Annotated in this window: 18 protein-coding genes; 2 read left to right on the top strand and 16 right to left on the bottom strand. The window is 55.5% G+C overall.

Annotated features, from left to right (window positions below; genetic code table 11):
* The 6 genes from OSB_RS13805 to OSB_RS13780 form a co-directional block, all read right to left on the bottom strand.
* On the bottom strand, positions 1–609 hold the full coding sequence (locus tag OSB_RS13805) for a 2-dehydro-3-deoxy-6-phosphogalactonate aldolase (RefSeq protein WP_049835543.1): 609 nt from the start codon (positions 607–609) through the stop codon (positions 1–3).
* Positions 609–1514, bottom strand: a complete 906-nt coding sequence (locus OSB_RS13800) for a 2-dehydro-3-deoxygalactonokinase (RefSeq protein WP_049835542.1) — start codon at positions 1512–1514, stop codon at positions 609–611. The genes OSB_RS13805 and OSB_RS13800 overlap by 1 nt, the downstream gene beginning before the upstream one ends.
* The gene (locus OSB_RS13795) at positions 1511–3589 is read right to left on the bottom strand and encodes an alpha-galactosidase (RefSeq protein ID WP_049835541.1); all 2079 of its coding nucleotides are present in this window, start codon (positions 3587–3589) and stop codon (positions 1511–1513) included. Before OSB_RS13795 ends, OSB_RS13800 begins: the two co-directional genes overlap by 4 nt.
* Entirely contained in the window at positions 3589–4437 is an 849-nt protein-coding gene (locus OSB_RS13790) for a carbohydrate ABC transporter permease (RefSeq protein WP_049835540.1), read from the bottom strand. The genes OSB_RS13795 and OSB_RS13790 overlap by 1 nt, the downstream gene beginning before the upstream one ends.
* Positions 4437–5360, bottom strand: a complete 924-nt coding sequence (locus OSB_RS13785; RefSeq protein WP_049835539.1) for a carbohydrate ABC transporter permease — start codon at positions 5358–5360, stop codon at positions 4437–4439. The genes OSB_RS13790 and OSB_RS13785 overlap by 1 nt, the downstream gene beginning before the upstream one ends.
* A 107-nt stretch (positions 5361–5467) precedes the next feature.
* Entirely contained in the window at positions 5468–6718 is a 1251-nt protein-coding gene (locus OSB_RS13780; RefSeq protein WP_082166477.1) for an ABC transporter substrate-binding protein, read from the bottom strand.
* 135 nt (positions 6719–6853) lie between these two features.
* On the opposite strand from OSB_RS13780, the gene OSB_RS13775 reads away from it, so the two are divergent.
* Positions 6854–7642: an IclR family transcriptional regulator gene (locus OSB_RS13775; RefSeq protein WP_049835538.1), complete on the top strand. Its 789-nt coding sequence runs from the start codon at positions 6854–6856 to the stop codon at positions 7640–7642.
* A 15-nt stretch (positions 7643–7657) separates the two neighbouring features.
* On the top strand, positions 7658–8719 hold the full coding sequence (locus OSB_RS13770; RefSeq protein ID WP_049835537.1) for an ABC transporter ATP-binding protein: 1062 nt from the start codon (positions 7658–7660) through the stop codon (positions 8717–8719).
* 63 nt (positions 8720–8782) lie between these two features.
* Here OSB_RS13770 and OSB_RS13765 read toward each other — a convergent pair whose 3' ends face one another.
* The 10 genes from OSB_RS13765 to OSB_RS13725 all read right to left on the bottom strand — a co-directional run bounded on the left by OSB_RS13765 (position 8783) and on the right by OSB_RS13725 (position 21750).
* The gene (locus OSB_RS13765) at positions 8783–9652 is read right to left on the bottom strand and encodes a dimethyl sulfoxide reductase anchor subunit family protein (protein ID WP_049835536.1); all 870 of its coding nucleotides are present in this window, start codon (positions 9650–9652) and stop codon (positions 8783–8785) included.
* Positions 9652–10431: a 4Fe-4S dicluster domain-containing protein gene (locus OSB_RS13760; protein ID WP_049835535.1), complete on the bottom strand. Its 780-nt coding sequence runs from the start codon at positions 10429–10431 to the stop codon at positions 9652–9654. Before OSB_RS13760 ends, OSB_RS13765 begins: the two co-directional genes overlap by 1 nt.
* Positions 10428–10568 (bottom strand): hypothetical protein, encoded by a 141-nt coding sequence (locus OSB_RS16795; protein ID WP_169750358.1) that lies wholly within the window; start codon positions 10566–10568, stop codon positions 10428–10430. The genes OSB_RS13760 and OSB_RS16795 overlap by 4 nt, the downstream gene beginning before the upstream one ends.
* Positions 10565–13390, bottom strand: a complete 2826-nt coding sequence (locus OSB_RS13755; RefSeq protein WP_049835534.1) for a molybdopterin oxidoreductase family protein — start codon at positions 13388–13390, stop codon at positions 10565–10567. Before OSB_RS13755 ends, OSB_RS16795 begins: the two co-directional genes overlap by 4 nt.
* A 79-nt stretch (positions 13391–13469) precedes the next feature.
* Positions 13470–14234, bottom strand: coding sequence for a sulfite exporter TauE/SafE family protein (locus OSB_RS13750; protein ID WP_049835533.1), 765 nt, complete (start codon positions 14232–14234; stop codon positions 13470–13472).
* Positions 14231–15283 (bottom strand): acetate/propionate family kinase, encoded by a 1053-nt coding sequence (locus tag OSB_RS13745; RefSeq protein WP_049835532.1) that lies wholly within the window; start codon positions 15281–15283, stop codon positions 14231–14233. The genes OSB_RS13750 and OSB_RS13745 overlap by 4 nt, the downstream gene beginning before the upstream one ends.
* Complete coding sequence (locus OSB_RS13740; RefSeq protein ID WP_049835531.1) at positions 15280–16215, bottom strand: phosphate acyltransferase; 936 nt, start codon at positions 16213–16215, stop codon at positions 15280–15282. Before OSB_RS13740 ends, OSB_RS13745 begins: the two co-directional genes overlap by 4 nt.
* Before the next feature lie 72 nt (positions 16216–16287).
* A complete protein-coding gene (gene xsc / locus OSB_RS13735) occupies positions 16288–18069 on the bottom strand; it encodes a sulfoacetaldehyde acetyltransferase (RefSeq protein ID WP_049835530.1) in 1782 nt (593 codons plus the stop codon).
* A 173-nt stretch (positions 18070–18242) separates the two neighbouring features.
* Positions 18243–19706 (bottom strand): MocR-like pyridoxine biosynthesis transcription factor PdxR, encoded by a 1464-nt coding sequence (gene pdxR / locus OSB_RS13730; protein ID WP_049835529.1) that lies wholly within the window; start codon positions 19704–19706, stop codon positions 18243–18245.
* Positions 19707–19761: 55 nt separating this feature from the next.
* On the bottom strand, positions 19762–21750 hold the full coding sequence (locus tag OSB_RS13725; RefSeq protein ID WP_049835528.1) for a trypsin-like serine peptidase: 1989 nt from the start codon (positions 21748–21750) through the stop codon (positions 19762–19764).
* Between the last annotated feature and the right edge of the window lie 48 nt (positions 21751–21798).

Genomic DNA, 21798 nt, shown 5'->3' with positions numbered 1-21798 from the left:
TTAGTCCTGTTTTGCGGCATCATAGGCTGCAACGATATCGGCAGCACGGCTGGCGATGTCTGCAGTTGTCATGCCCTGTTTATACAGGCTGGAACCAATTCCGAAACCGTCAACCGAGGCAGCAAACCAATCCGCGAAGTTGTTTGGGCCAGCGCCGCCGACGGCGTAGACCTGCGTGCCCTCGGGCAATACCGCGCGGATGGCTTTTAGCCCGTCAGGACCAAGCAACGATCCCGGAAACAGCTTCAAACCATCAGCGCCGTTCTTTAGCGCGGAGAAGCATTCGGTCGGGGTCATGACCCCTGGCCAACTTTGCATGCCAGCTGTTTTGGTGGCGTGGATTACACGCGGATCGGCATTCGGGGAAACGACAAGTTTTCCACCCGCTTGCGCGACGCGGTTCACCTCTTCGACGGTTAAAACTGTGCCCGCGCCAATCAATGCGTCGCTGCCGAATGCTTCGGACAGATAGGCGATGGATGTAAACGCATCTGGCGAATTGAGCGGCACCTCGATTGAGGTGATGCCAGCGTCAATTAGGACTGCTGCAGCGCCCTCGACTTCGTCTGGGGTGATGCCGCGCAGAATAGCGATGATGTTGCGGGTCATTATTTTGTCTCCAGAAGGGCGTGCGCGGCTTTGATGCCAGCAAGGGTCATTTCGGTGGCATCTGCGCGCGCGACGTCGACACCCTGCGCGGCAAGCCCTGCAAGGTAGGGTTGGGACACAGCATCCGCCCCAATCAGCGCAACGTTTTGGCCGAGCCAATAGGGTTTGGTCGACGCAAGTTCTGCACCAATCAACAGACCGGAAAGCCGAGCACGAAGTGTTTGTGCATCTGTGTCGTGGACAAGCTGCGCCGCACGTAGGGAAAACAGCTGCCCCGCCAAACGCTCAGGGCGTGACATCGTTTGTGAGACGGCCTCAAGAAATGTGTCTTCGTCCCAACCGCTGTCAGCTATGGAATGACGCAACACCGATTGCTCGGCGAGGAGAGCAAACATTTCACCTGTCATACAGGTCTGAAAACTGACGACTTCACCAGCGGATACATGAACCCATTTGGTGTGGGTTCCGGGCAGGCAGATGACGCCGTCCCAATCGTCGGTCTGCGCGAGGTACCCCGCGATCTGGGTTTCTTCACCGCGCATAACGTCTGCAGGATCGGTTTGGCGGATGCCGGGTATCACGTGGACGGTCAGCGCGTCGCGAAGAACAGGGGCCGTGACCATCTTGTTTGGGCAGACGCCGCAAGGTGCTGTTTGATACGGCGCTTCAACCCAGCCTTGGCGCGAGCCAACCATGCCGCACGCAACAACCGTGTCTGCCGTATCGAGCCAATCAGCAGCAAGATCGACAAGAACCGCTTCAAATGCATCGGGCGCGAGTTGCCCCATACCTTTGTCAGAAGTCCGCATGTCCAAAACGGCCCCATCATCACCTATTGCCCAAAGGCGTAGGTTCGATGTGCCCCAATCGGCGGCAATCCACTTTGGCATATGATCAGAGGTCATAGTCGTTTCCCTTCGAGCACCCACATGGTTTCAGGGAACGACCATGGCAAGGTCAAACCGTGGCGCATAAGATAGGTTCCTGAAAGTGTGACCGGTCCGTCCTTCAACGCCTGTGTGCCGCGGGACAGGTGTGATGCTGTAACACGATTGGCCAATGAGACTTCGTACATTGCGTTCGGATCGAGCTCCGTTAGGCGCAATGGGCGCGGAGATATCTGTGCCGAAGTTGCGGCTTTGCCTGCGAAGACAACAAACCGTTCACCGTCGGGCTGCATTTGTTGCTCAGCGATGATGGCGGGATCAGGGCTGTCCAGCAGCAGGATATCCGCAGCCTGCATCCATTCGCGGTTGTGTTTCCACCAGCTTGTGACTTCGGTTAGCACGCGGGTTTCATAATCGTCGAGTTCGCGAGGGTCCATTTCGAACCCCATATGCCGTTGTGCGGCGACCCAAGCACGGAACGAAATGTCGAGCGTGCGCCCTGACGTGTGGCACCGACGCGGACCAACATGGGAACCCGTAATCGACAAAGGTAGGAAAAGGGCCGCGTTATGTTGAATGTGCAGGCGTTCGAGCGCGTCGTTTGAATCAGAAAGCCAAACACGTTGCGTACGTTTCAGGATGCCAAAGTCGATGCGGCCTCCACCTGATGCGCAGCTTTCGATTTCCACGTACGGAAAGGCATCGCGCAAACGGTCGATCAATGCATAAGATCCGCGAGTCTGTGCCGCATCCGGCATCGGCAGCACGCGGTTGTGGTCCCATTTGATGTAATCAATGTCGTGATCCGTCAGGACAGCTGACATGCGGTCAAACAAGAAGTCACGCACTTCTGGCAGCGCCATGTTGAGCGCCTTTTGTTGGCGACCTAGCGTTTGATCTTCGCTGCCAAGAGCCCAATCTGGGTGGGCGCGGTGAATGTCACTGTCAGGGTTGATCATCTCGGGCTCAAACCAAATGCCAAACGACATGCCTAACGAATGAACGTGATCGATCAGTGGGGTTAGCCCGTCAGGGTATTTACGTTCATCTACTTCCCAGTCGGACAGCGCGCGTGTGTCGTCGTCACGGTTGCCGAACCAGCCGTCGTCCAACACGAAGCGTTCGGCACCCAGTTTGGCGGCGCGGTCCGCGATGTCTGACAACACGTCAAGTTTGTGGTCGAAATAGACCGCTTCCCAGCAGTTGTAGTGCACAGGGCGCGGGCGATCTGGTTTGGGCCATGTCACGACACGGTCGCGAACGTGGCGTTGGAACGAGACTGCGCAGCCATTCAAGCCTTTGTCTGAGAAGGTCATGAACAAAGGGGCTGTGCTGAATTCTGTTGCGGCTTCGGTTTCCATGCGCGCGGCATGACCCCATTGAATTTGACGCCGCCCATCAGGCAGTTCCTCAGCGATCATGCGGTGACCGCCAGACCAGCCATAATGGAATGCATAAGCCTCGCCCTGCGTGTTCGTGGCACCTGTTAAGGGCACGATCAAACCGGGGAAGTGTTCATGCCCTGTACGCCCCGTACGATTTTCGCGGTAGCGAATACCGGGGGACCAAGCAGTGCGGTTCGTTTCGAACTCGCGGCACCAGCGGCCGGAAAAGTCGATCATCTCATCGGACTGCTGCGGTGCAGGCATCACGGGGGCCGCAAGCCAATGCAGGTGCACAGGTGCGTCCGCGTTCAGGATCGTTTTGGCGCGGATGACGTTGGTGTCTGGGTCGGTCACAAACGAGAACGTCAGCGTGAGACCGTTGTCGCCGTCGCGGTACTTAAGCGTCAGGTCTTTGCCATTCTCGGCCGACAAAAAACGGAACTTCGGCAACAGTGGCGTGCCGTTTTCACTACGCACAATAAGTCCGGGCTGGCCGGGAAATGTGCGCGATGCTTCGGGGCAAAGCGACAAGTCTGGGTTCTCGTCAAGCATACCACCCGTCAAGTCAATCGCGTGTGCCGCCAGCAATGTTTCAAGGTTCTCGTCCGCGGGCAAAACAGCGCCCCAATAGACCACTTCAGGCAGTCGTTCGCGCCGCGCCGCCAGAACCAAAGTCTGACCGCCATCATCAAGTCGCCAAGTTTTCATTACTTCACAGCCCCAAGGGTTAAACCCGCGATAAAGTGTTTTTGCATCAAGAAGAACATCGCCACAGGGGGCAGTGCCGCCACAATCGAACCCGCAGACATCAGGTGATATTGCGCCACGAACTGGCTGTTAAAGCTTGTGATACCTGCCGTTACGGGCTGGCTGTCTGGCCCTTGGGTCAACACGATCGCCCAGAAGTAATCATTCCAGATGAACGTAAAGATCAGAACAGATAGGGCCGCCAAAGCAGGCTTCATCAATGGTAGCACCACGAACAAGAAGATGCGCCACTCAGCAACGCCTTCAACGCGGGCGGCTTCGATTAACGGGAAAGGAAGGGCGCGGATAAAGTTGCGCATGAACAATGTGCAGAACCCTGTTTGAAACGCGATGTGGAACAGCACGAGACCGGTTTTGGTGTCATATAATCCAAGGTCCAGCGTCAGATCGCGCACCGGCACCATCAAGATTTGGAACGGTACAAAGTTACCTGCGATGAACATGAAAAAGATCAGCAAGTTGCCTTTGAACCTGTAAACCCCCAGCGCAAAACCCGTCATCGCCGAAAGCGCAACTGCGCCAACGACGGTTGGCACTGTGATGAACACAGAGTTCAGCAAATAACGCGGCATGTCGGATTCAAAGAACACTTTGCCATAGTTCGCAAAGCCTTCAAACGTTGAGGGGAGGCCCCAGTAATTGCCGTTGGTGAAGTCCGCGAGTGGTTTCATTGAGAACACAGCAACGGCAATCAGTGGCAAGAGCCAAATGACCAGAACAATCGGGATCAACGTCTGATAGGTGATCTGCCACGAACGCGACGTCTTTTCGATAGGGGTCGGAAACATCAGCGCGCTCCTTTTTCGTCTTGGTACATCGACCACAGGAAGTAGCCGATAAAGACCAGCATGATGAGGAACAAGATCACCGCGATTGCCGCGCCATATCCCATTTGGAACCCGTATTCAGAAAGGGATTCCTCGAACATGTAAAAGCTCAGCACGCGGGTGGATCCGAAAGGGCCGCCGTTGGTCATCACGGAGATCAAATCGAACGAACGGAGCGCTCCGATGATCGTCACAACGAAAGCAATGAACGTTGCGGGTTTTAGCTGTGGCAGGATCACATGCCACAGCATCCGGTGGCCTTTGGCACCGTCTAGACGCGCGGCTTCAACTTGTTCTGGATCGACCGAGTTTAGACCCGTGAGATAAAGGATCATGCAGTAGGCCGTTTGCGGCCACAGGCCGGCAGCGATAATGCCATAGGTCGCAGTGGTCGGATCGCCAAGAATGTTCACACCGTCTGATCCGAACCAAGCAAGGATAGCGTTCAGCAGACCTTCACGCGGAAGGTAGAACCATGAGAACACGAGGCCGACAACGACCTGTGAAATGACAAACGGAAAGAAGAACAGGGACTTATATAGGCGGATGCCGCGGACCTGTTGGTTCAAGAACAGTGAAATCCCCAAACCCATCGGGATCGCGAGCAGGTAGAGAACCAACCATTTCAGGTTGTTCCAGAATGACGTCTCAAATTTACGGTCACCACCTAGCAAACGCTCGTAGTTACCAAGGCCAATCCATTCGCCTTCTTCGGACAATTTTCCGAGACCGTTCCATTCATAAAGGCTGATCCAGAACGACTGGAAAATAGGGATGATGACGTACATCGCGAAAAAGAACAGGCCGGGCAACAAGAACAGCCACGGCGTGATTGCGATTTCGTTGCGCTTATACCAGCTGCGGGTTTGGGCGGTGGTGGTCACGGATCGTCTCCTGACGGGTCAACACATGCGGAAAAAGCGCGGGCTGTTTGCGGATGGGTTGAAAGGGAAAAGGGGCGGGCACGAATGCCCACCCCCAATTTGATTGCTTACTCGTAGACGCGCAGACGTGTCTCTTCGAGGCGCTCGATGATGTCATCCAGATTGTCTGGGAACACCATGAACTCTTGCAGGCCTTCCATGCCAGCAGATGCCATTTCCGCTGGGAAGTCACGGTCGAAGAACTGTGCAACGCCGCCCTGTGCGTTCGTGGACAGCATCTCAAAGCCCTGCTCAAGGAACTCATCTGCATCAACAGAGGAACCAGCGTTTACTGGAAGCTGACCAAGTGCAGCGCCCGCGTTGATTTCTGTCTGAACGTCAGCAGAAGCAACAAACGAAAGGAACGCACGTGCGTTGTCCTTGTTGGTCGCGTTTGACGGGATGTGGAATGTATCCGTTGGGGCATCTTCGCCCTGTGGAACGTCCGCAATTGTCGGGAATTGGTAGAAGTCGATCTGATCATCTGTCAGGCCAGCTTCGCGCAGGTGTGGAACTGCAAAGTTACCGATGAGGTATGCAGTTGCTTCGCCGTCGAGCATTGGCTGAAGCGCTTCCTGCCAGCTGTAGGACTGGTGATCTTCAATGAACGCACCCATGTCGATCAACGCACGCCAGTTGGCGAATGTTTCCAGAACACGTGGGTCATTCCAAGCAACTTCACCGCGAGCGAGTTCCATGTGGAAGTCGAAGCCGTTCGTACGCATGTTCATGTAATCGAACCAGCCGCCAGCCGTCCAAAGGAACTTGGTACCGATTGCATAGCAAGCACGACCGGAGTCGATGATGACCTGACAGTTGGCCATCTCTTCTTCCATTGTCGTTGGCTCAGTCAGGCCCAGCTCATTGAAGATGTCTTCGCGGTAGTAGATGCCCCACTGGTAGTACGTGTACGGCACGCCCCACTGTGCGCCATCCAAAGTCATCGCGCCTTTAACGGCTTCGAGACCTGGCAAAGAGCCGTCTTCGTACATGTCAGACACGTCTTCAAACAAGCCAGCTTCGACGTATGGACCCATACGGTTTGCAGCGTACCAGTTTACAACGTCTGGTGCGTTTGCAGTCAGCGCGTTGCGGATTTGTGTTTTCCAAGCTTCACGATCAACGATCTCGAGCTCGATGTTCAGGTCTGGGTTTGCCGCGCCGAAGTCAGCGACAAGACCTTCCATCACTGCGCGTGGCGCAGGGTTGGACATGTCAGACACAATACGAAGATCGCCAGACAAGCCGTCAGCGAACGCGGATGTTGATGCAACACCCAATGCAAGCGCCGCTACGGACGCCTTCAACATGGAATTCATGGTTTCCTCCCTTAGATTTCCATTCGAACAAGTCTCATTATTTGAAACTTAGTTTTGAATATTGAAATCTAATCTCGAATCGCCCATGCTTGTCAATACTGAGGTTGGAGGACTTCAGATGAATGGGAGAGCGATGTGGCAGCTTCAGGCGACGGAACAGTAGGTAAAGCATTGGAAGTATTGGATCAGGTGGCATCTTTTGGGCGCCCCGTTCGATTTTCCGAACTGATCGACGCGTCGCCATTTCCAAAGGCGACGCTCTACCGATTCGTTCAAACGCTCACTAGTCAGAGCATGCTGGCCTATGATCCCGACCGCGGAACCTACGCCCCGGGTGTACGTTTGGTGCGCCTTGCGCATGCCGCATGGCAGCAAGCATCGCTTGCGCCAATCGCCCGCGCACAGGTCGATCAATTAAGCGCGGATGTAGGTGAAACAGTTCACCTTGCCCAGTTGGACCACGCACAAGTTATCTATGTCGACAAACGCAATGCGGCAGACCCTGTTCAGATGTACAGCCAAGCGGGCAAAGTTGGCCCCGCCTATTGCACGGGTGTCGGCAAGGCGATGATGGCGTTTCTGCCAGAAGACGAACTGGCGGATGTGTTGGACCAGCAAAGTTATCACCGTTTCACAGACACCACGCACACGTCCGTTGAAAGCCTGCGCGCCGAATTGGATGACATTCGCGCCAACGGCTACGGGTTTGACCGCGAAGAACATGAGCCAGGCATTATCTGCGTATCCCTGCCAATCTTGTCTGAAACCAATCGTGTGTTGGGGGCGCTTTCTGTCACCAGCACCACGACCCGCACGAATTTGGCAGGGCTAGAAAGCCTTGTCCCACGCATCAAAATTGCAGCCGCCGCAATCGCGAAAGAAGCCAGCTCTTGGCAATTTCCAGCGACAGCAACCAATTCCTAAGGAAGGTCCACCAACATGTCCGGTGTAACGCTCAATAATGTGATCAAGAAATACGGCGACGTGCAGGTCATCCACGGGATCGACCTCGAAATCGAAGACGGCGAGTTCTGCGTCTTTGTCGGCCCGTCGGGCTGCGGTAAGTCCACACTTTTGCGTATGGTCGCTGGGTTGGAAGAAACCACTGGTGGCACGATGAACATCGGTGAGCGGGACGTCACCAAGATGGACCCGTCCGAGCGCGGTGTTGCGATGGTGTTTCAGACCTATGCGCTTTACCCGCATATGACCGTCAAAGAGAACATGGGTTTCGGTTTGAAAATGAACCGCCACCCGAAAAAGGAAATCGAGGAGAAGGTTGCAGAGGCAACGCGCATCCTGAAACTCGAGGACTATCTGGAACGTAAACCTGCGGCCCTGTCCGGTGGTCAGCGACAGCGCGTTTCTATTGGTCGTGCGATTGTGCGTGGCCCCGAAGTGTTCCTGTTTGACGAACCGCTGTCCAACCTTGACGCAGAACTGCGCGTCGAAATGCGGGTTGAGATCGCGCGCCTGCACAAAGAAATCGGCGCGACGATGATCTACGTGACCCACGATCAGGTCGAAGCGATGACGCTGGCAGACAAGATTGTCGTGCTGCGCATGGGTGTAATTGAGCAAGTCGGTGCGCCGATGGATCTGTATCGTGATCCTGACAACAAATTCGTTGCGGGCTTTATCGGCTCACCTGCTATGAACTTTATGGATGGTGTTATTGGCGATGGTTCTGTCGAGATTGCAGCGCTCAAGACGTCGGTTAAGATGAAGATTGCACCGGCCTACAAAGGCAAACCCGTAAGCGTTGGATTGCGCCCGGAACACTTGGTCGTTGACCCAAAGGGCGACACCTTGCGCGTTGATCTTACCGAAAGCCTTGGCGGGGTGAGCTATGCTTATCTGGAATCCGACAGCGGAGAGCGGATCGTTATGGAAGAACGCGGCGATGATCGTGTGAGCGAGGGGCAACGCGTGGGCCTGACGTTTGAGGACAAGCGCGTCTACCTGTTTGATGCAGAAACAGAAGCACGCATCCGCACGTAACCCTTCGCTTGAACTAAAACGGGCCTCGCGTTGTGCGGGGCCCGTTTGCGTTTGGGGGCGCGATTAGCGTTTACCGTAGTACAGCCCAACCACGTGCTCAGCTTCTGCAAAGAACAACCAACGCGCAGCGAAAACGCCGACGAGGTGGCTAAGCACCGCAAGCGCTGCGAGGATATGCGAGTGGGTGATGATCAGAAGAACGGGTAATACCGCCATCAAGACAATCGCGATGACCCGCAGCTTGAGCGCATGTTTGCGCGCGATCACGTAGATGAATTCCTTGAGAAGGTAGTTGGTACCTGTGTGCGGCGGTTCAAATGCGCGAACCTCGCCACGTGCACCAAGGCCCGTTGCCGTCGCCAAAGTCGTTCCAGAATTGGACAGTGCTTTGTCGCCAAACACCCAGTGTGCAATCTGCGTGACACCAGCAAGGATCAGCAGCGGCGTCGCTAGGCTGACTTGCCCTGCAAGCAACGCGCCGCCTGCGATGCAGATGCTCAGGAACATCAATGGGGTTGTCAGGTTGTTCCAACGCGGAACGGTTTTGATCTGGGCATAGATCATAGACGTGGTGAAAACGGTTCCGATGGACAAGATTGCGCCGATAACGCCGATGAACGTCCAGTTTGTATCAAGGAACACCGCGCCAGCACCATAAAGCGCCATAACCAACAGAGCCGCGACAGCACAAATTCCTTCACGTGACAGCCAGCTGGAACGCCATTGTTTGAAGGCCTTCAACGCCCGTTCTGGGTGACCAAGGTGGAAGGTGGACGCAATAAGCCCACCGACAGCAAGCAGGTAGGCGATTGTAAACCAGATGAACGCCATGAATCCTGTTGGGGACGGCATGCCGAAGCCAAGAAAGGCCAACAGGCCAAAGCCGAGGCCGGAAAGCGTGGAGAATAGAATAACTGACGGTGCAGGATGCATTAGTTCTTATCCCCTTTTGAGGAGCCGGGCATGGCGTCGAGTGCCTTGTCGAGCCATCCAAGGAAACCAGTGGTCTCCGTCGCGACAGGTTCAAGGAACGGCGCAAGAATGTCGACATCCTCAGAGCGGTCGCGGTCCTTAGGTCGTGGAGGGAGGTACTTGTTGACGGGTTTTGTTCCCATCTCTGGCATCAAATCCATTCCTCCGCGCTCGGCCGTTAGAATAGATACGTTGCTATCCGGGTCGGCGAAGTCCCCAAAGTGGCGCGCGCCAGCGGGGCAGGTGCGCACGCAGGCTGGTTCGCGGTCTTCTTCGGGCAGGTTCTCGTTATAGATACGATCCACGCAGAGGGTACATTTTTTCATGACCTTCTCTTCTTGGTCCATTTCGCGTGCGCCATAAGGACAAGCCCAAGCGCAGAGGCCACAACCGATACAGTCTTGTTCGTTGACCAGAACAATCCCGTCTTCAACGCGCTTGTAGCTGGCCCCAGTTGGGCACACTGTAACGCAAGGCGCGTCTTCGCAGTGCAGGCAGGACTTCGGGAAGTGGATCAGCTGTGCTGGCGCTTCCTTGGGTTGGATTTCGTAGGAATGAACGCGGTTGAGGAACGTACCCGTCGGGTCTTCGCCGTATGGATCTTGGTCCGACAGTGGTGCGCCGTAGTTTTCCGTGTTCCAGCCTTTGCAGGAGATCACGCAAGCGTGGCAGCCGACGCAGGTATCAAGGTCAATCACGAGGCCGAGTTTACGGTCCGTTGAGGTAGGGAGTGTGGTCATGTGGTGGCCCCTATTTGAATGGGTCGGATCGCGCTGACAGGTTCTTCTTTGCTAGCGTCCCATGTGATGACGAACCATACGAACGAGCCAATCATCAGGGCGAGGAAGGCGAAGATGAGGAGCAGGGTACGGGTCATTTTCCAACCTTCCATGCCAGTTTAGACGGGCCTTTAGGGACGGGTGCTTTTTGCGGCGGCGTCACGGGTTGTGCCTCGGCTGGGGCTGCGACCTTTTCGATTTTGACGCGCAGGTCAAACCACGCGGCTTGGCCTGTGACGGGGTCGGAGTTGGACCAGCGCATGCCGTCCGCTTGTTCTGGCAATAGCTCGTGGATCAGGTGGTTAAGTAAGAAACCCTCGGTCGCCTCAGGTGCCTTTTCATCCAACGCCCAAGCACCTTTGCGTTTGCCGATGGCGTTCCATGTCCAGACTGTGTTTTCGTTGAGCGCCGCCATGTGCATGACAGGAACAGTGATGACGCCGGACGGGGACGTAACCTTGGCCCAACTGCCTTCCACAAACCCGTGCTGTTCCCAAATCTTTGTCGGCACATAAAGCGGGTTGCGGCCATGCAGTTGGCGCAGCCAAGCGTTTTGTGAACCCCATGAATGATACATCGCCATTGGGCGTTGGGTTAGAGCGTGGACGTTAAATTCATCGGTGTCGATACGGTCATCCGACAGGGGCGCATACCAAATCGGCAGCGGGTCCATCGTGTCTTTGACCTGTTGGCGCAAATGATCCGGTGGCTGCACGCGGCCATGGCCTTCGGCGGCAAGCTGCATGCGGCGCAGGGGTTCGACGTAGGGTGTAAAGATGTAGGGCTGGACGGAATCGAAGAAGCCCATTTCCACGGCCCAATCCTGATAGCCCATGTTGAATGGCTTGTAATAGGCTGCGTTCTTCGGCACCTCTGCATGCCAGAAACCGCCGTTGTTGATGTAGCTATCGAGCTGGCCTTCGTTAGGCTCGCCGCGCCCGTCTTGCGTACCTTTTTCACCCATGCGCCAGCCTGCCAGCGGGCCAATACCCGGACGGCGAATGTGGTTGGTGATGTAGTCGGCGTAGTCTTCGTACTTTTGCGACCCGTCTTCGTTTACGAAACCGGGCAAGTTCAGACGCGCACCAAGTTCACAAAGCACGGACTGGAAACCACGCACATCGCGGTCGGGTTCCACAACGGGCCAACGAATGGCATCGGCGACGGCATCGGCCTCGCAGATCGGGCGATCCAGAAGGGAAATACAATCGTGGCGTTCAAGGTATGTTGTGTCGGGCAAGATCAGGTCAGCGAAGGCTACCATTTCTGAGGAATAGGCGTCCGAATAGATGATACGCGGAATGACGTATTCGTCGTCCTCATCTGTGTCCGTCAGCATCTCCATCACGCCCGTCGAATTCATCGACGAGTTCCAAGACATGTTCGCCATATACATGAACAGCGTGTCGATCTTGTACGGGTCGCCCGCATGGGCGTTAGAAATTACCATGTGCATCATGCCGTGGGCAGACAGCGGGTTTTCCCATGTGAATGCTTTGTCGATGCGAATGGCGCTGCCATCGTCCTTAAGCATCAGGTCTTCGGGACCATGTGGATACCCAAGGTGTGGACCATTCAATGCGCCACCTGGTGTAACCTTGCCATGTGGTTTGGGGTGCGCTGTTGCGGGCTTAGGGTAGGGTGGCTTGAAACGCATGCCGCCGGGTGTTTCAACCGCGCCAAGGATGATTTGTAGCGTGTGCAGGGCACGGCAGGTTTGGAATCCGTTCGAGTGCGCCGAAATACCGCGCATAGAGTGCATTGAAACAGGGCGGCCAATCATCTTGGCGTGTTTTTTTCCGCGGAAATCTGTCCACGGACGATCAAGCTCAATCGCTTCGTCAAACGCAACATGGGCCATGTCTGCTGCCAGTTGCTTGATGCGATCCGCGGAAATGCCTGTTGCTTCGGCAACTTCATCTGGTGCGTATTTGGGGTCTAGGAAGCGATCCGCCATCAAATGGAAGACCGGGCGATGGGTGACACCAGCGTGGCGGTATGTTGTTCCAAGATCTGGCTCAACGCCTTGGCCGTTCCATGGTGCGAGGTTGCCAGTGTTGCGGTCGATAACTTGGGGCTGGCCTTCATCGTCGCGCAGCAGCAAACCGTTTTCGTCGCTGCTTGGATCTTCGTTGACGATGCAAGACGCGTTGGTGAACCGCGCGAGGTAGTCGAGGTCTAGCTTACCAGCCTTAAACAGCTCATGGATCAGCGCCATGATCAGCAGGCCATCTGTTCCGGGTGTGATGCCGAACCAGTCATCCGCCACGGCGTTGTAGCCCGTACGGATCGGGTTGACGCCAACCATGCGCGCGCCGCGTTCTTTGATTTTGCCAATGCCCATTTTGATCGGGTTAGAGTCGTGGTCCTCTGCGACGCCGAACAGCACGAACATTTTGGTATGGTCCCAGTCAGGTTGGCCAAATTCCCAAAACGCACCGCCCATTGTGTAGATGCCAGCGGCGGCCATGTTGACGGAACAAAACCCGCCATGTGCAGCGTAGTTCGGTGTGCCAAACCCTTGCGCCCAAAGCGACGTGAAAGATTGGGACTGATCACGACCCGTAAAGAACGCGAGTTTGGATGGGTCTTCTTCGCGCACGGGCGTTAGCCAATCCGTTGCGATTGTTAGCGCCTCTTCCCATGAAATTTCTTCGAACTCACCCGATCCGCGCGGGCCAACGCGTTTCAGTGGGGCTTTCAATCGCGAAGGTGCGTTGACCTGCATGATGCCAGCAGAACCCTTGGCGCAAAGCACGCCTTGGTTCACCGGATGGTCCTTGTTGCCCTCTATGTAGGCGACCTTTCCGTCCTTCATATGGACGTTGATCCCGCAACGGCAAGCGCACATGTAGCAAGTGGTCTTGCGGACCTCGTCGGAGACGTCGGGCGAAAGGTTCAGATCAGGTTGATCTTTCATAGTGGTCTTCTCCGGAGTGCATCAATCATGGATCAATTCCACGTTTGTGAGCAGTTTTGCAATGGGTCGCGGCGCATTTTTATGCGAGTTGGGTTCGGATCAGGCCAAGCAGGGCAAGGCCAATAAGCAGGGTTAAACAGAATGGGCGGTAGTAAGGCGCAAGCCGTTCGGTAAAGAGCTGTTGGCCTAACAGAACGCCAAACATTGTTGGCAGTGCGAAAACTAAACCGCGTGAAACACCGGAAAAATCCATCACCCCGAATAGCAAAAGCACAAGCATGGACGACGCCGAGCCTAGGAAAAGGTAAAGAACAAGAGATGCACGCATGACGCGTGCAGGTTGGTTGGCAGCCAACACATAGAAGGCAACAACCATGCCACCGACATGGGCAACGCCGGACACGATCCCTGCGATAATACCTGTCCCGTAAAGACCCGCTTTGCTTGCCAAAAATGTCAGCTTTAAATTCGCCAGTTGGCTTATCGCCAATACAACGATCACGCTTAATGCGAGGGCTTTTGAGGTTTCAACCGGCAAGGATAGCGTCAGCCAAAGACCAATCGGCCAGCCGATCAAGGCTGCAATAACAAGACCGTAAGTCATCGGGCGGTCTGCTTCAGCCCAGCCGTTTTTTAACATCAACACGGACGCGGACATTTCCAACCACCACAGCATCGGTATCAGCTCAATTGGTGGCAGGATGACAACCGCTGTTGCCATAACCATTGCGGAAAGTGCAAATCCGGAAAACCCGCGCACGATGCCAGCAAGCAACGTGAGGCCAGCCAAAATCAAGAACTCGTCTTGGGATAGTTCTGTTGCCTCTAGAATCCAGTCCATCATGCGGCACCCAAATTGGTCGCATCCAGTGCGATTTGGCGTTCTTCGTCCGCCTTGATCACATGCACAGGGACTTCACCAAGGAATTTCAGATGCGCCATGATACGTGTACGGATTTCGGCCGAGTTCTCGCCGATCCCGCCCGTAAACGCGACAGCATCAACACCGCCCATCGCAACAACTGCAGACCCAGCGTGCCGCGCAGCCCAATAACAAAAATGATCGACCGCAAATTTCGCATCATCCGTGTCTGCCGCGAGCAGCAGGCGCATGTCGTTGGCGCCGCCTAATCCCTTTAGGCCAGAATCCTTATTCAAGCGACGCGATGCTTCATCTGCGCCGTGGATTTCCGCCATGCGCAGCACAGCCATGCCATCAATCGCACCAGAACGCGTTCCCATCGTCAGCCCGTCCAAAGGCGAATACCCCATGGAACTGGCAGTGGATCTACCTGCTTTGATCGCGCACAGGGACGCACCATTGCCGAGGTGGAAAGCTAACAAACGGTCGGGCAAGGCTGCGCCAAATTGATTGACCATCCATGCGTAAGACAACCCGTGAAACCCGTAGCGGCGCAGACCAAGGTCGCGGTCTTCCTGTGGGATCGCATATGTTGTCGCAACCGCAGGGTTGGTCGCATGAAACGCGGTGTCAAAACTGGCGTACTGTGGTAGATCGGGGCGCGCGGAAGCGATAGCTGCAATACCCGCCAACGCAGGTGGGTTGTGCAACGGGGCGAGGGGCACATTCGCCTCGATCACTTTGATCTTATGGGCATCCAGTTTTGTCGGCGCAACAAGGGCGGTTCCGCCGTGAACAACACGGTGCGCCACGGCGCTGAATGGATGTGCGCCAAGCGCTTCAAGCATAACACCGATACCTGCGGCGTGGTCAGGGGCATCAACAGCCGACTTTACGCCGCCGACCTCAAGCACGGCGCGTCCGTTGCTGTTACCCAGACCTGTAAGCGTAGCCGTAGCTTGTTCGGCGATCTCGCCGTCAAATACCGCCGCTTTTATCGACGACGAACCGGTATTGAGAACAAGGATCATACGGCTGCCCCAGCCAGCACTGCGCCTAACGCAGCTGACGCAAGGCGGGCGGGAGACTTTTGGCTGCGTGACGTCAGCAAGATTGGCACTTTCGCCCCAATAACTATGCCACCTGCACAACAGCCCATGCCAATTACCATTAGCTTAAACAGTGCGTTGCCTGTGGTGATGTTTGGCGAAACGATAATGTCGGCGTCCCCAGCAACGGGGCTGTCGTAGCCTTTGACGGCGGCGGCATCTTTGGACAGAATTAGATCCATTGCGATAGGCCCAGCCACATCTGCATCTGGCAGATGGTCGCGTGCCCATGTGGCGATTGCAGCGGATTCCATCGTGTTTGCGATCGACGGAATTGGGTCTTCGGTCGGGGCTAGCAACGCCGCCTTCGGGCGGTCGTTGCCAAGAGTTTTCGCCAGATGCACCGCGTGCGTCAAGCAGGCCTGACGGGTTTCGACGCTGGGGTCTACATTCAGCGCCGCATCAGTAAGAAGCAACGGTCGATCAGAACCAGGGGCGGTGATGTGAAACACATGACCGCAGCGGGTACCCTTGTCGCGCAATCCAGCTTTGGATGGGAGCAATCCCTTTAGAAACGTCGAGGTGTGGACCTGACCTTTCATGATCGCGTCTGCCTCTCCGTTGCGGGCCAGTTCAGCGGCTTTCACAGCGGCTTCGGCATGAGGGGCGTGGATCAAACGTAGGGTGGAAATATCATAGCCGATTTCATCGGCGGCGGAGCGGATTTTGGTCTCGTCACCGATTAAGATCGGATCGGCAAGACCCGCTTCTTGGGCTTCGCGGATACCTGCCAGCGGGGTCACGGCACCAGCGTTAACCAGTGCTACACGCGGCGTGGGCATCCTGCGGGCTTGCGTCATTAGACGGGCAGGCGCGACAGGGGCAGTTTTGGATTGAAACGGATAGTCGGACATGAATGTACGAGCCTTTCTCGGAATTCGGGTCGGGATGATTATGTTCGCCCCGACCCTATCTTTCAGGGCGCGTTACGCAAGCTTCTGTTCGCGCATGTCTTCCATGGAAATACCCGCAACTTCGACAGGTTTCTTCATGGCGTCACGGCGGAACGGATCGCCAAGCTCTTGGTTGATCATCGCTTCGATCAGCGTGGTGATTCCGTTTTCCATTTGATCCTTGATCGCTTGGGCCAGTGCTGCGGTTAGCTCGTCCTGCGTGCGTGCAACGACGCCTTTCAGACCACATGCGTTTGCGATGCCAGCGTAGGATACACCTTCGTCCAGCTCTGTGCCAACAAAGTTGTCGTCGAACCACAGTGTCGAGTTCCGCTTTTCAGCACCCCACTGGTAATTGCGGAATACGATCTGCGTGATCGCAGGCCATTCGCCACGGCCGATCGCAGTGAGTTCGTTCACAGAGATACCGAACGCGCCGTCGCCAGCGAAACCAACAACCGGTACATCGCGCTGACCGATTTTCGCACCTACGATAGATGGAAGACCGTAACCACATGGGCCGAACAGGCCGGGTGCCAGATACTTACGGCTGTCATCAAAGGATGGGTACGCGTTACCGATCGCACAGTTGTTGCCAATGTCAGAAGAAATGATCGCGTCAGTCGGCAAAGCCGCCTGAATGGCACGCCAGGCCATGCGTGGTGCCATCCAATCTGGCTTAGCCGCACGTGCACGCACGTTCCAGTCTGTTCCCGGATCGTCCTGCTCTTCTGTCATGGATGTCAGTTCTTGAGCCCAAGCAGATTTGGTCTGCGCGATGTTTTCTTTGCGCTCTTTACGACCCGCATCGCCAGCGCCATCGGCTAGCTTAGACGAAATGGCTGTAGCGACTTTGGCTGCGTCACCCACGATACCAACTGTGACCTTTTTGGTCAGGCCTATGCGGTCGGGGTTCAGGTCAACCTGAATGATCTTCGCGTCGGTCGGCCAATAATCAATGCCATAGCCTGGTAGGGTTGAGAACGGGTTCAAACGTGTGCCGAGGCACAAAACAACGTCGGCTTGCGAAATCAGCTCCATGCCCGCCTTGGACCCGTTGTAGCCCAATGGACCTGCGTAAAGTGGGTGGTTGCCCGGGAAAGCGTCGTTGTGTTGGTAGCCAACGCAAACTGGCGCGTCGAGCGTTTCAGCCAAAACGCGGGACGCTTCGATGCCGCCAACAGACAGGATTGCGCCAGCACCGTTCAGGATGACAGGGAATTTCGCGGAAGACAGCAAGTCTGCGGCTTCTTGCACAGCTGCTTCTCCACCTTGTGGCAATTCGAAGTTAACGATTGTTGGAAGTTCGATGTCGATCACTTGTGTCCAGAAATCACGTGGAACGTTGATCTGCGCAGGGGCAGAGGCGCGTTTGGCCTGCATGATCACGCGGTTCAGTGTTTCGGCGATGCGGGACGGGTCGCGCACTTCTTCTTGGTAGGCAACACAATCCGCGAACAGGTTCATCTGTTCCATCTCTTGGAACCCACCTTGGCCGATTGTTTTGTTTGCGGCTTGCGGCGTGACCAACAGAACAGGTGTGTGGTTCCAATAGGCTGTTTTCACAGCGGTCACGAAGTTCGTAATGCCGGGGCCGTTCTGCGCGATCATCATGGACATCTTGCCTGTCGCGCGGGTAAAACCGTCCGCCATCATGCCGCCAGATGTTTCGTGTGCACAATCCCAGAATGTGATGCCTGCATCAGGGAAAATATCAGAGATTGGCATCATGGCAGAACCAATAATCCCGAAAGCATTGTCGATGCCGTGCATCTGGAGCGTTTTTACGAAGGCCTCTTCGGTCGTCATCTTCATTTGGGAATCCCTTTTGGAGCAAGTTTGTGCGGAATGTAAGGTTTTGGTGCGTTTCCTGTTAGGTCCAGTTGACTTTGTCACTTAGGACCAACTTGTTTGAAATTAAGACCATTAGTCTCATTCGTGATCTAGCTGTCGAGCCCGAAGGCTACACGATGTGGAATGCCAGTCGTCTAACTCATACTGCGAAGCGTACGCGCCAAGATTTCGATCCCGTTAGCGATGCGCTTAGATGGGATCGAACTGTAGGCCAATCGGTAAAAGTTCTTTGGAGCATCTTCGCCACTAAAAAACGCATGACCCGGTTCGATCAAAACGCCCTGTTCGGAAAGTCGCTGTGCAAGATGGCGAGTATCGATATGTTTCGGCGCGCGCATCCAAAGGGCTGAACCGCCAAAACTACCGGAGCCGGCGACCGTCAGGCCCGTGTCTTCAACGGCTTTGTCCATCATCTTGCGTCGATCATGAAATGCGCGACCCATTCGACCAACGAGGGCGTCGTAATGACCGCGTGATAGGAAATACGTCACAGTACGTTGGATATGTCCCGGAGGATGGCGTAAAACAGATGCCCTGAGTGCGCGGGCTTCGCGGATAAACGGTGCAGGGCCAACCAAGTACCCAAGTCGCAAACCAGGGAACAACGATTTGGAAAAACTGCCGACGTAAATAACCCGCCCGTTCTTATCGAGAGATTTTAGCGCAGGGGATGGCGGCGTCAGAAAAGACATCTCAAATTCGTAGTCGTCCTCAACGATCAGAAAATCATCCTTCTCCGCTTTCTCAAGAAGGGCCATGCGACGTGACATCGGCATCGTTGCAGCCGTCGGGCATTGATGGCTCGGTGTGGTGAATACCACATCGGTTTCAGCAGGGAGGCTATCCGGTGGAAGGCCATCCTTATCGACGGGAATAGCATGAAGGTGACAGCGAGATTGCTCAAGAATTCCACGCATCGCTGGATAACATGGGTCTTCAATGGCGGCGGTGCGCCGTTGTGTTAGCAACACTTGGGCCGTTAACCACAGTGCGTTTTGCGCGCCTAGGGTAAGTAAAATCTCATCAGGCTTGGCGAGGATACCCCGACGCGGCAGGGTTTGGCGCGCGATAAAGTCGAGCAATTTTGGGTCGTCGCTGTCGTAGTAATCCGCGGTGAGTGCATCAAAGTCTTTCTTGCCCAGCGCTTCTAGTGCGCAAAGACGCCAATTCGCGGAATCAAATAATGTCGGGTCAGCTTGCCCGTAAACGAACGGGTATCGGTATTGAGCCCAGTCTCTTGGTTTGGCGATCCCTTGTGTGGGTGTGAAACGCTGGCCAATTGCACGGCTCCAATCCACGGTGCTGTCTTCGCTTGCGGTGGCGGGAAACTGAGGTGGCTCGGGCGCGTTCTCGGAAACGAAATAGCCAGACCGTCCCTGCGCGACGATATAGTCATCTGCCAAAAGTTCGGTGAATGCGAGGGTGATGGTGATCCGACTTACGCCGAGGTGTGCGGCCAGCTTGCGCGATGAGGGCAGTTTTTCACCAGGGCGAAATCGCCCCGCGAGAATACCTTCCGCGACCAATTGGCGGACTTGGGTTTGCAACGTGCCTTCGGCATCGGGGTGCAAGAAAAAGGTTTCGACGGGTAGGGCCATAGGGCCAGACTAACTGGCCCTATGTGAAAGTAAACTGGACTTAACTCGAGTAAGGCTATTGCTGCTGCGCGACAGCAGCTGCGAATGCGCGACTATCGACCGCGAGGTTCGCTTGGCTGAAGGGGGACTTGTCTTCTTCATCAGAACGGAAGAACTGACTGTCTACCGCGATGATTTTCCACTCCCCATCAACGTTGAGCAAGAACGGCGAGCCACTGTCGCCTTGTGCCGTGTCACATTCATGGAGGATTGAGTTGTCCTCAAACGCTTCAACAACACGACAGCCTTGGTTGCCCGACAGGTTGTCGCCCGTATCCCATGAATAGCCAGCTTGATTGACCAACAGTCCAGATCGCCCGATCTGACTGATGTCGGTTGCAGTAAGCTCATGTACATTTAAGTAACCGATTTCGTCACCAAGGTTGCGATCTAGAACAACCAGCGCCCAGTCGTGACCATTTCCGCCGCCAGCCTCTTGCGTGTCGGGTGTATAGTTCGGGTCAAAGACCGCTGCAGTCACTTTGGCCTCGCCTACTGAATTACCCAGTGAAAGACCTGCACGAAACATAACAGGCGTGTTGGTTTCATTGCCCGTATCCGTAACGCAGTGCGCCGCAGTCAAGACAAGCGACGGGCCAACCAACGTACCCGTGCAAGAGCCGTCTTGCAGTTCTAGCGATCCGATCGAACGCCATGGCGCCTGCGTTGCATCAACCAAGAAGCGGTCGTCGCGGCCAAAGAAATGGTTCTCAAGACCTGCAGGGCGTGAACGGCCAAGGCAATCGGCGGTGTCAGAGAATGCTTCGCATGTGCCATCGCCACCGGAGGCTTCGTTGCAGATACCATCAAACGCTGAGTTACACGTGTCGGTGCGATTGCGCAGGTAAGCGACGGCGGCGCAGTCGGTCACATCGGTACCAGATGTGCAGTTGTCGGTGCCGATACCGGGTTCATCACATTCGTTGTCGTTGGCCCAACGGCAGCTGTCTTCGCCACCAAGCGCCATCGCACGGCAATCGGTCGCATCCGTGCCAACGTCACAATAAATCGTGCCGCCAAAGTTCACGTCATCACATTCACCGTCATTGGAATACTGACAACTGTCATCGCCGAGTTGCGCACGCAAATCCGAAGGGACGAGGGAAAGTAAACGGGCTAAAGCCTCGGGCGAGGTTCCGTACATGTCGCAGTCTGTCGCGTCCGAGCCATCAACGCATTGACCTCCACCGCCGTAGCGCATCTCATCGCATTCGCCGTCGTTTGCCCAATCGCAGCTGTCATCATCCAAGCCCGCGGCCAACTGGCGACAATCAGATGTGTCGGTGCCGTCGTCGCAGTAGCCACCGCCACCGAAACGCGCTTCGTCACATTCACTGTCGTTCGCGTATTCACAGCTGTCACCTATATTGCCGAGCGGCGTCCGTAATAGATCGCCACCTGCCGCACAATCGTTGGTGTCTGTACCCGCATCACAGAATCCTTGGCCACCATAGCGCGCCTCGTCGCATTCGTTGTCATTGGCGAATGGGCAAGAATTGTCGCCCCCGACCAAAGGCTCAATCGCAGCACTTGTGCTGACGGAGGCAAGGCAATCTGTCGCGTCGGTTCCGGGATCACAGGCCCCAGTGCCGCCATAAAGAATATCGTCACATTCATTGTCATTATTCCAACGGCAGGTGTTGTTGCCCAATTCATTGATGGTTTGTTCGGCAATGCCCAGGGCGCGCGCGCGCTCTAGAAAATCAGCCTCTCGTTGAACCTGCCAAGCCGTGCAATCGCTGGTGTCGGAGCCGTCCTGACAAGACCCTGTGCCGTTGTAGCGGTATTCGTCACATTCGTTGTCATTTGCGAATGTGCAGCTGTCATCCGCGATGCCAGCGCGCATCAAGGTACAGTCCGTCGTATCGCTTCCTGCGTCGCAATACCCTTGTCCGCCGTAACGCTCTTCGTCGCATTCATTGTCGTTCGCGTATTCGCAAGTGTCTTGCGCATAGGCGGGAAGGGCGACGACAAACGTCAGTAGGATCAGGAGTGAACGAAGCATCTGTAAAACCTTTGTCTTGAAATCAATGACGTTACATTGGCGCAAAAC

This window comes from Octadecabacter temperatus, assembly GCF_001187845.1.
GTDB lineage: Bacteria > Pseudomonadota > Alphaproteobacteria > Rhodobacterales > Rhodobacteraceae > Octadecabacter > Octadecabacter temperatus.
Note: the sequence above shows the minus strand (reverse complement) of the source record. Positions and strands in the feature narration are given on the sequence as shown.

Coding starts and splice junctions, on each gene's coding strand:
- OSB_RS16795 (WP_169750358.1), bottom strand. CDS start 10,568: ATGACCCGTACCCTGCTCCTCATCTTCGCCTTCCTCGCCCTGATGATT.
- OSB_RS13800 (WP_049835542.1), bottom strand. CDS start 1,514: ATGACCTCTGATCATATGCCAAAGTGGATTGCCGCCGATTGGGGCACA.
- xsc (WP_049835530.1), bottom strand. CDS start 18,069: ATGAAGATGACGACCGAAGAGGCCTTCGTAAAAACGCTCCAGATGCAC.
- OSB_RS13765 (WP_049835536.1), bottom strand. CDS start 9,652: ATGCATCCTGCACCGTCAGTTATTCTATTCTCCACGCTTTCCGGCCTC.
- OSB_RS13805 (WP_049835543.1), bottom strand. CDS start 609: ATGACCCGCAACATCATCGCTATTCTGCGCGGCATCACCCCAGACGAA.
- OSB_RS13740 (WP_049835531.1), bottom strand. CDS start 16,215: ATGTCCGACTATCCGTTTCAATCCAAAACTGCCCCTGTCGCGCCTGCC.
- OSB_RS13725 (WP_049835528.1), bottom strand. CDS start 21,750: ATGCTTCGTTCACTCCTGATCCTACTGACGTTTGTCGTCGCCCTTCCC.
- OSB_RS13790 (WP_049835540.1), bottom strand. CDS start 4,437: ATGTTTCCGACCCCTATCGAAAAGACGTCGCGTTCGTGGCAGATCACC.
- pdxR (WP_049835529.1), bottom strand. CDS start 19,706: ATGGCCCTACCCGTCGAAACCTTTTTCTTGCACCCCGATGCCGAAGGC.
- OSB_RS13755 (WP_049835534.1), bottom strand. CDS start 13,390: ATGAAAGATCAACCTGATCTGAACCTTTCGCCCGACGTCTCCGACGAG.
- OSB_RS13780 (WP_082166477.1), bottom strand. CDS start 6,718: ATGAATTCCATGTTGAAGGCGTCCGTAGCGGCGCTTGCATTGGGTGTT.
- OSB_RS13750 (WP_049835533.1), bottom strand. CDS start 14,234: ATGATGGACTGGATTCTAGAGGCAACAGAACTATCCCAAGACGAGTTC.
- OSB_RS13795 (WP_049835541.1), bottom strand. CDS start 3,589: ATGAAAACTTGGCGACTTGATGATGGCGGTCAGACTTTGGTTCTGGCG.
- OSB_RS13770 (WP_049835537.1), top strand. CDS start 7,658: ATGTCCGGTGTAACGCTCAATAATGTGATCAAGAAATACGGCGACGTG.
- OSB_RS13745 (WP_049835532.1), bottom strand. CDS start 15,283: ATGATCCTTGTTCTCAATACCGGTTCGTCGTCGATAAAAGCGGCGGTA.
- OSB_RS13760 (WP_049835535.1), bottom strand. CDS start 10,431: ATGACCACACTCCCTACCTCAACGGACCGTAAACTCGGCCTCGTGATT.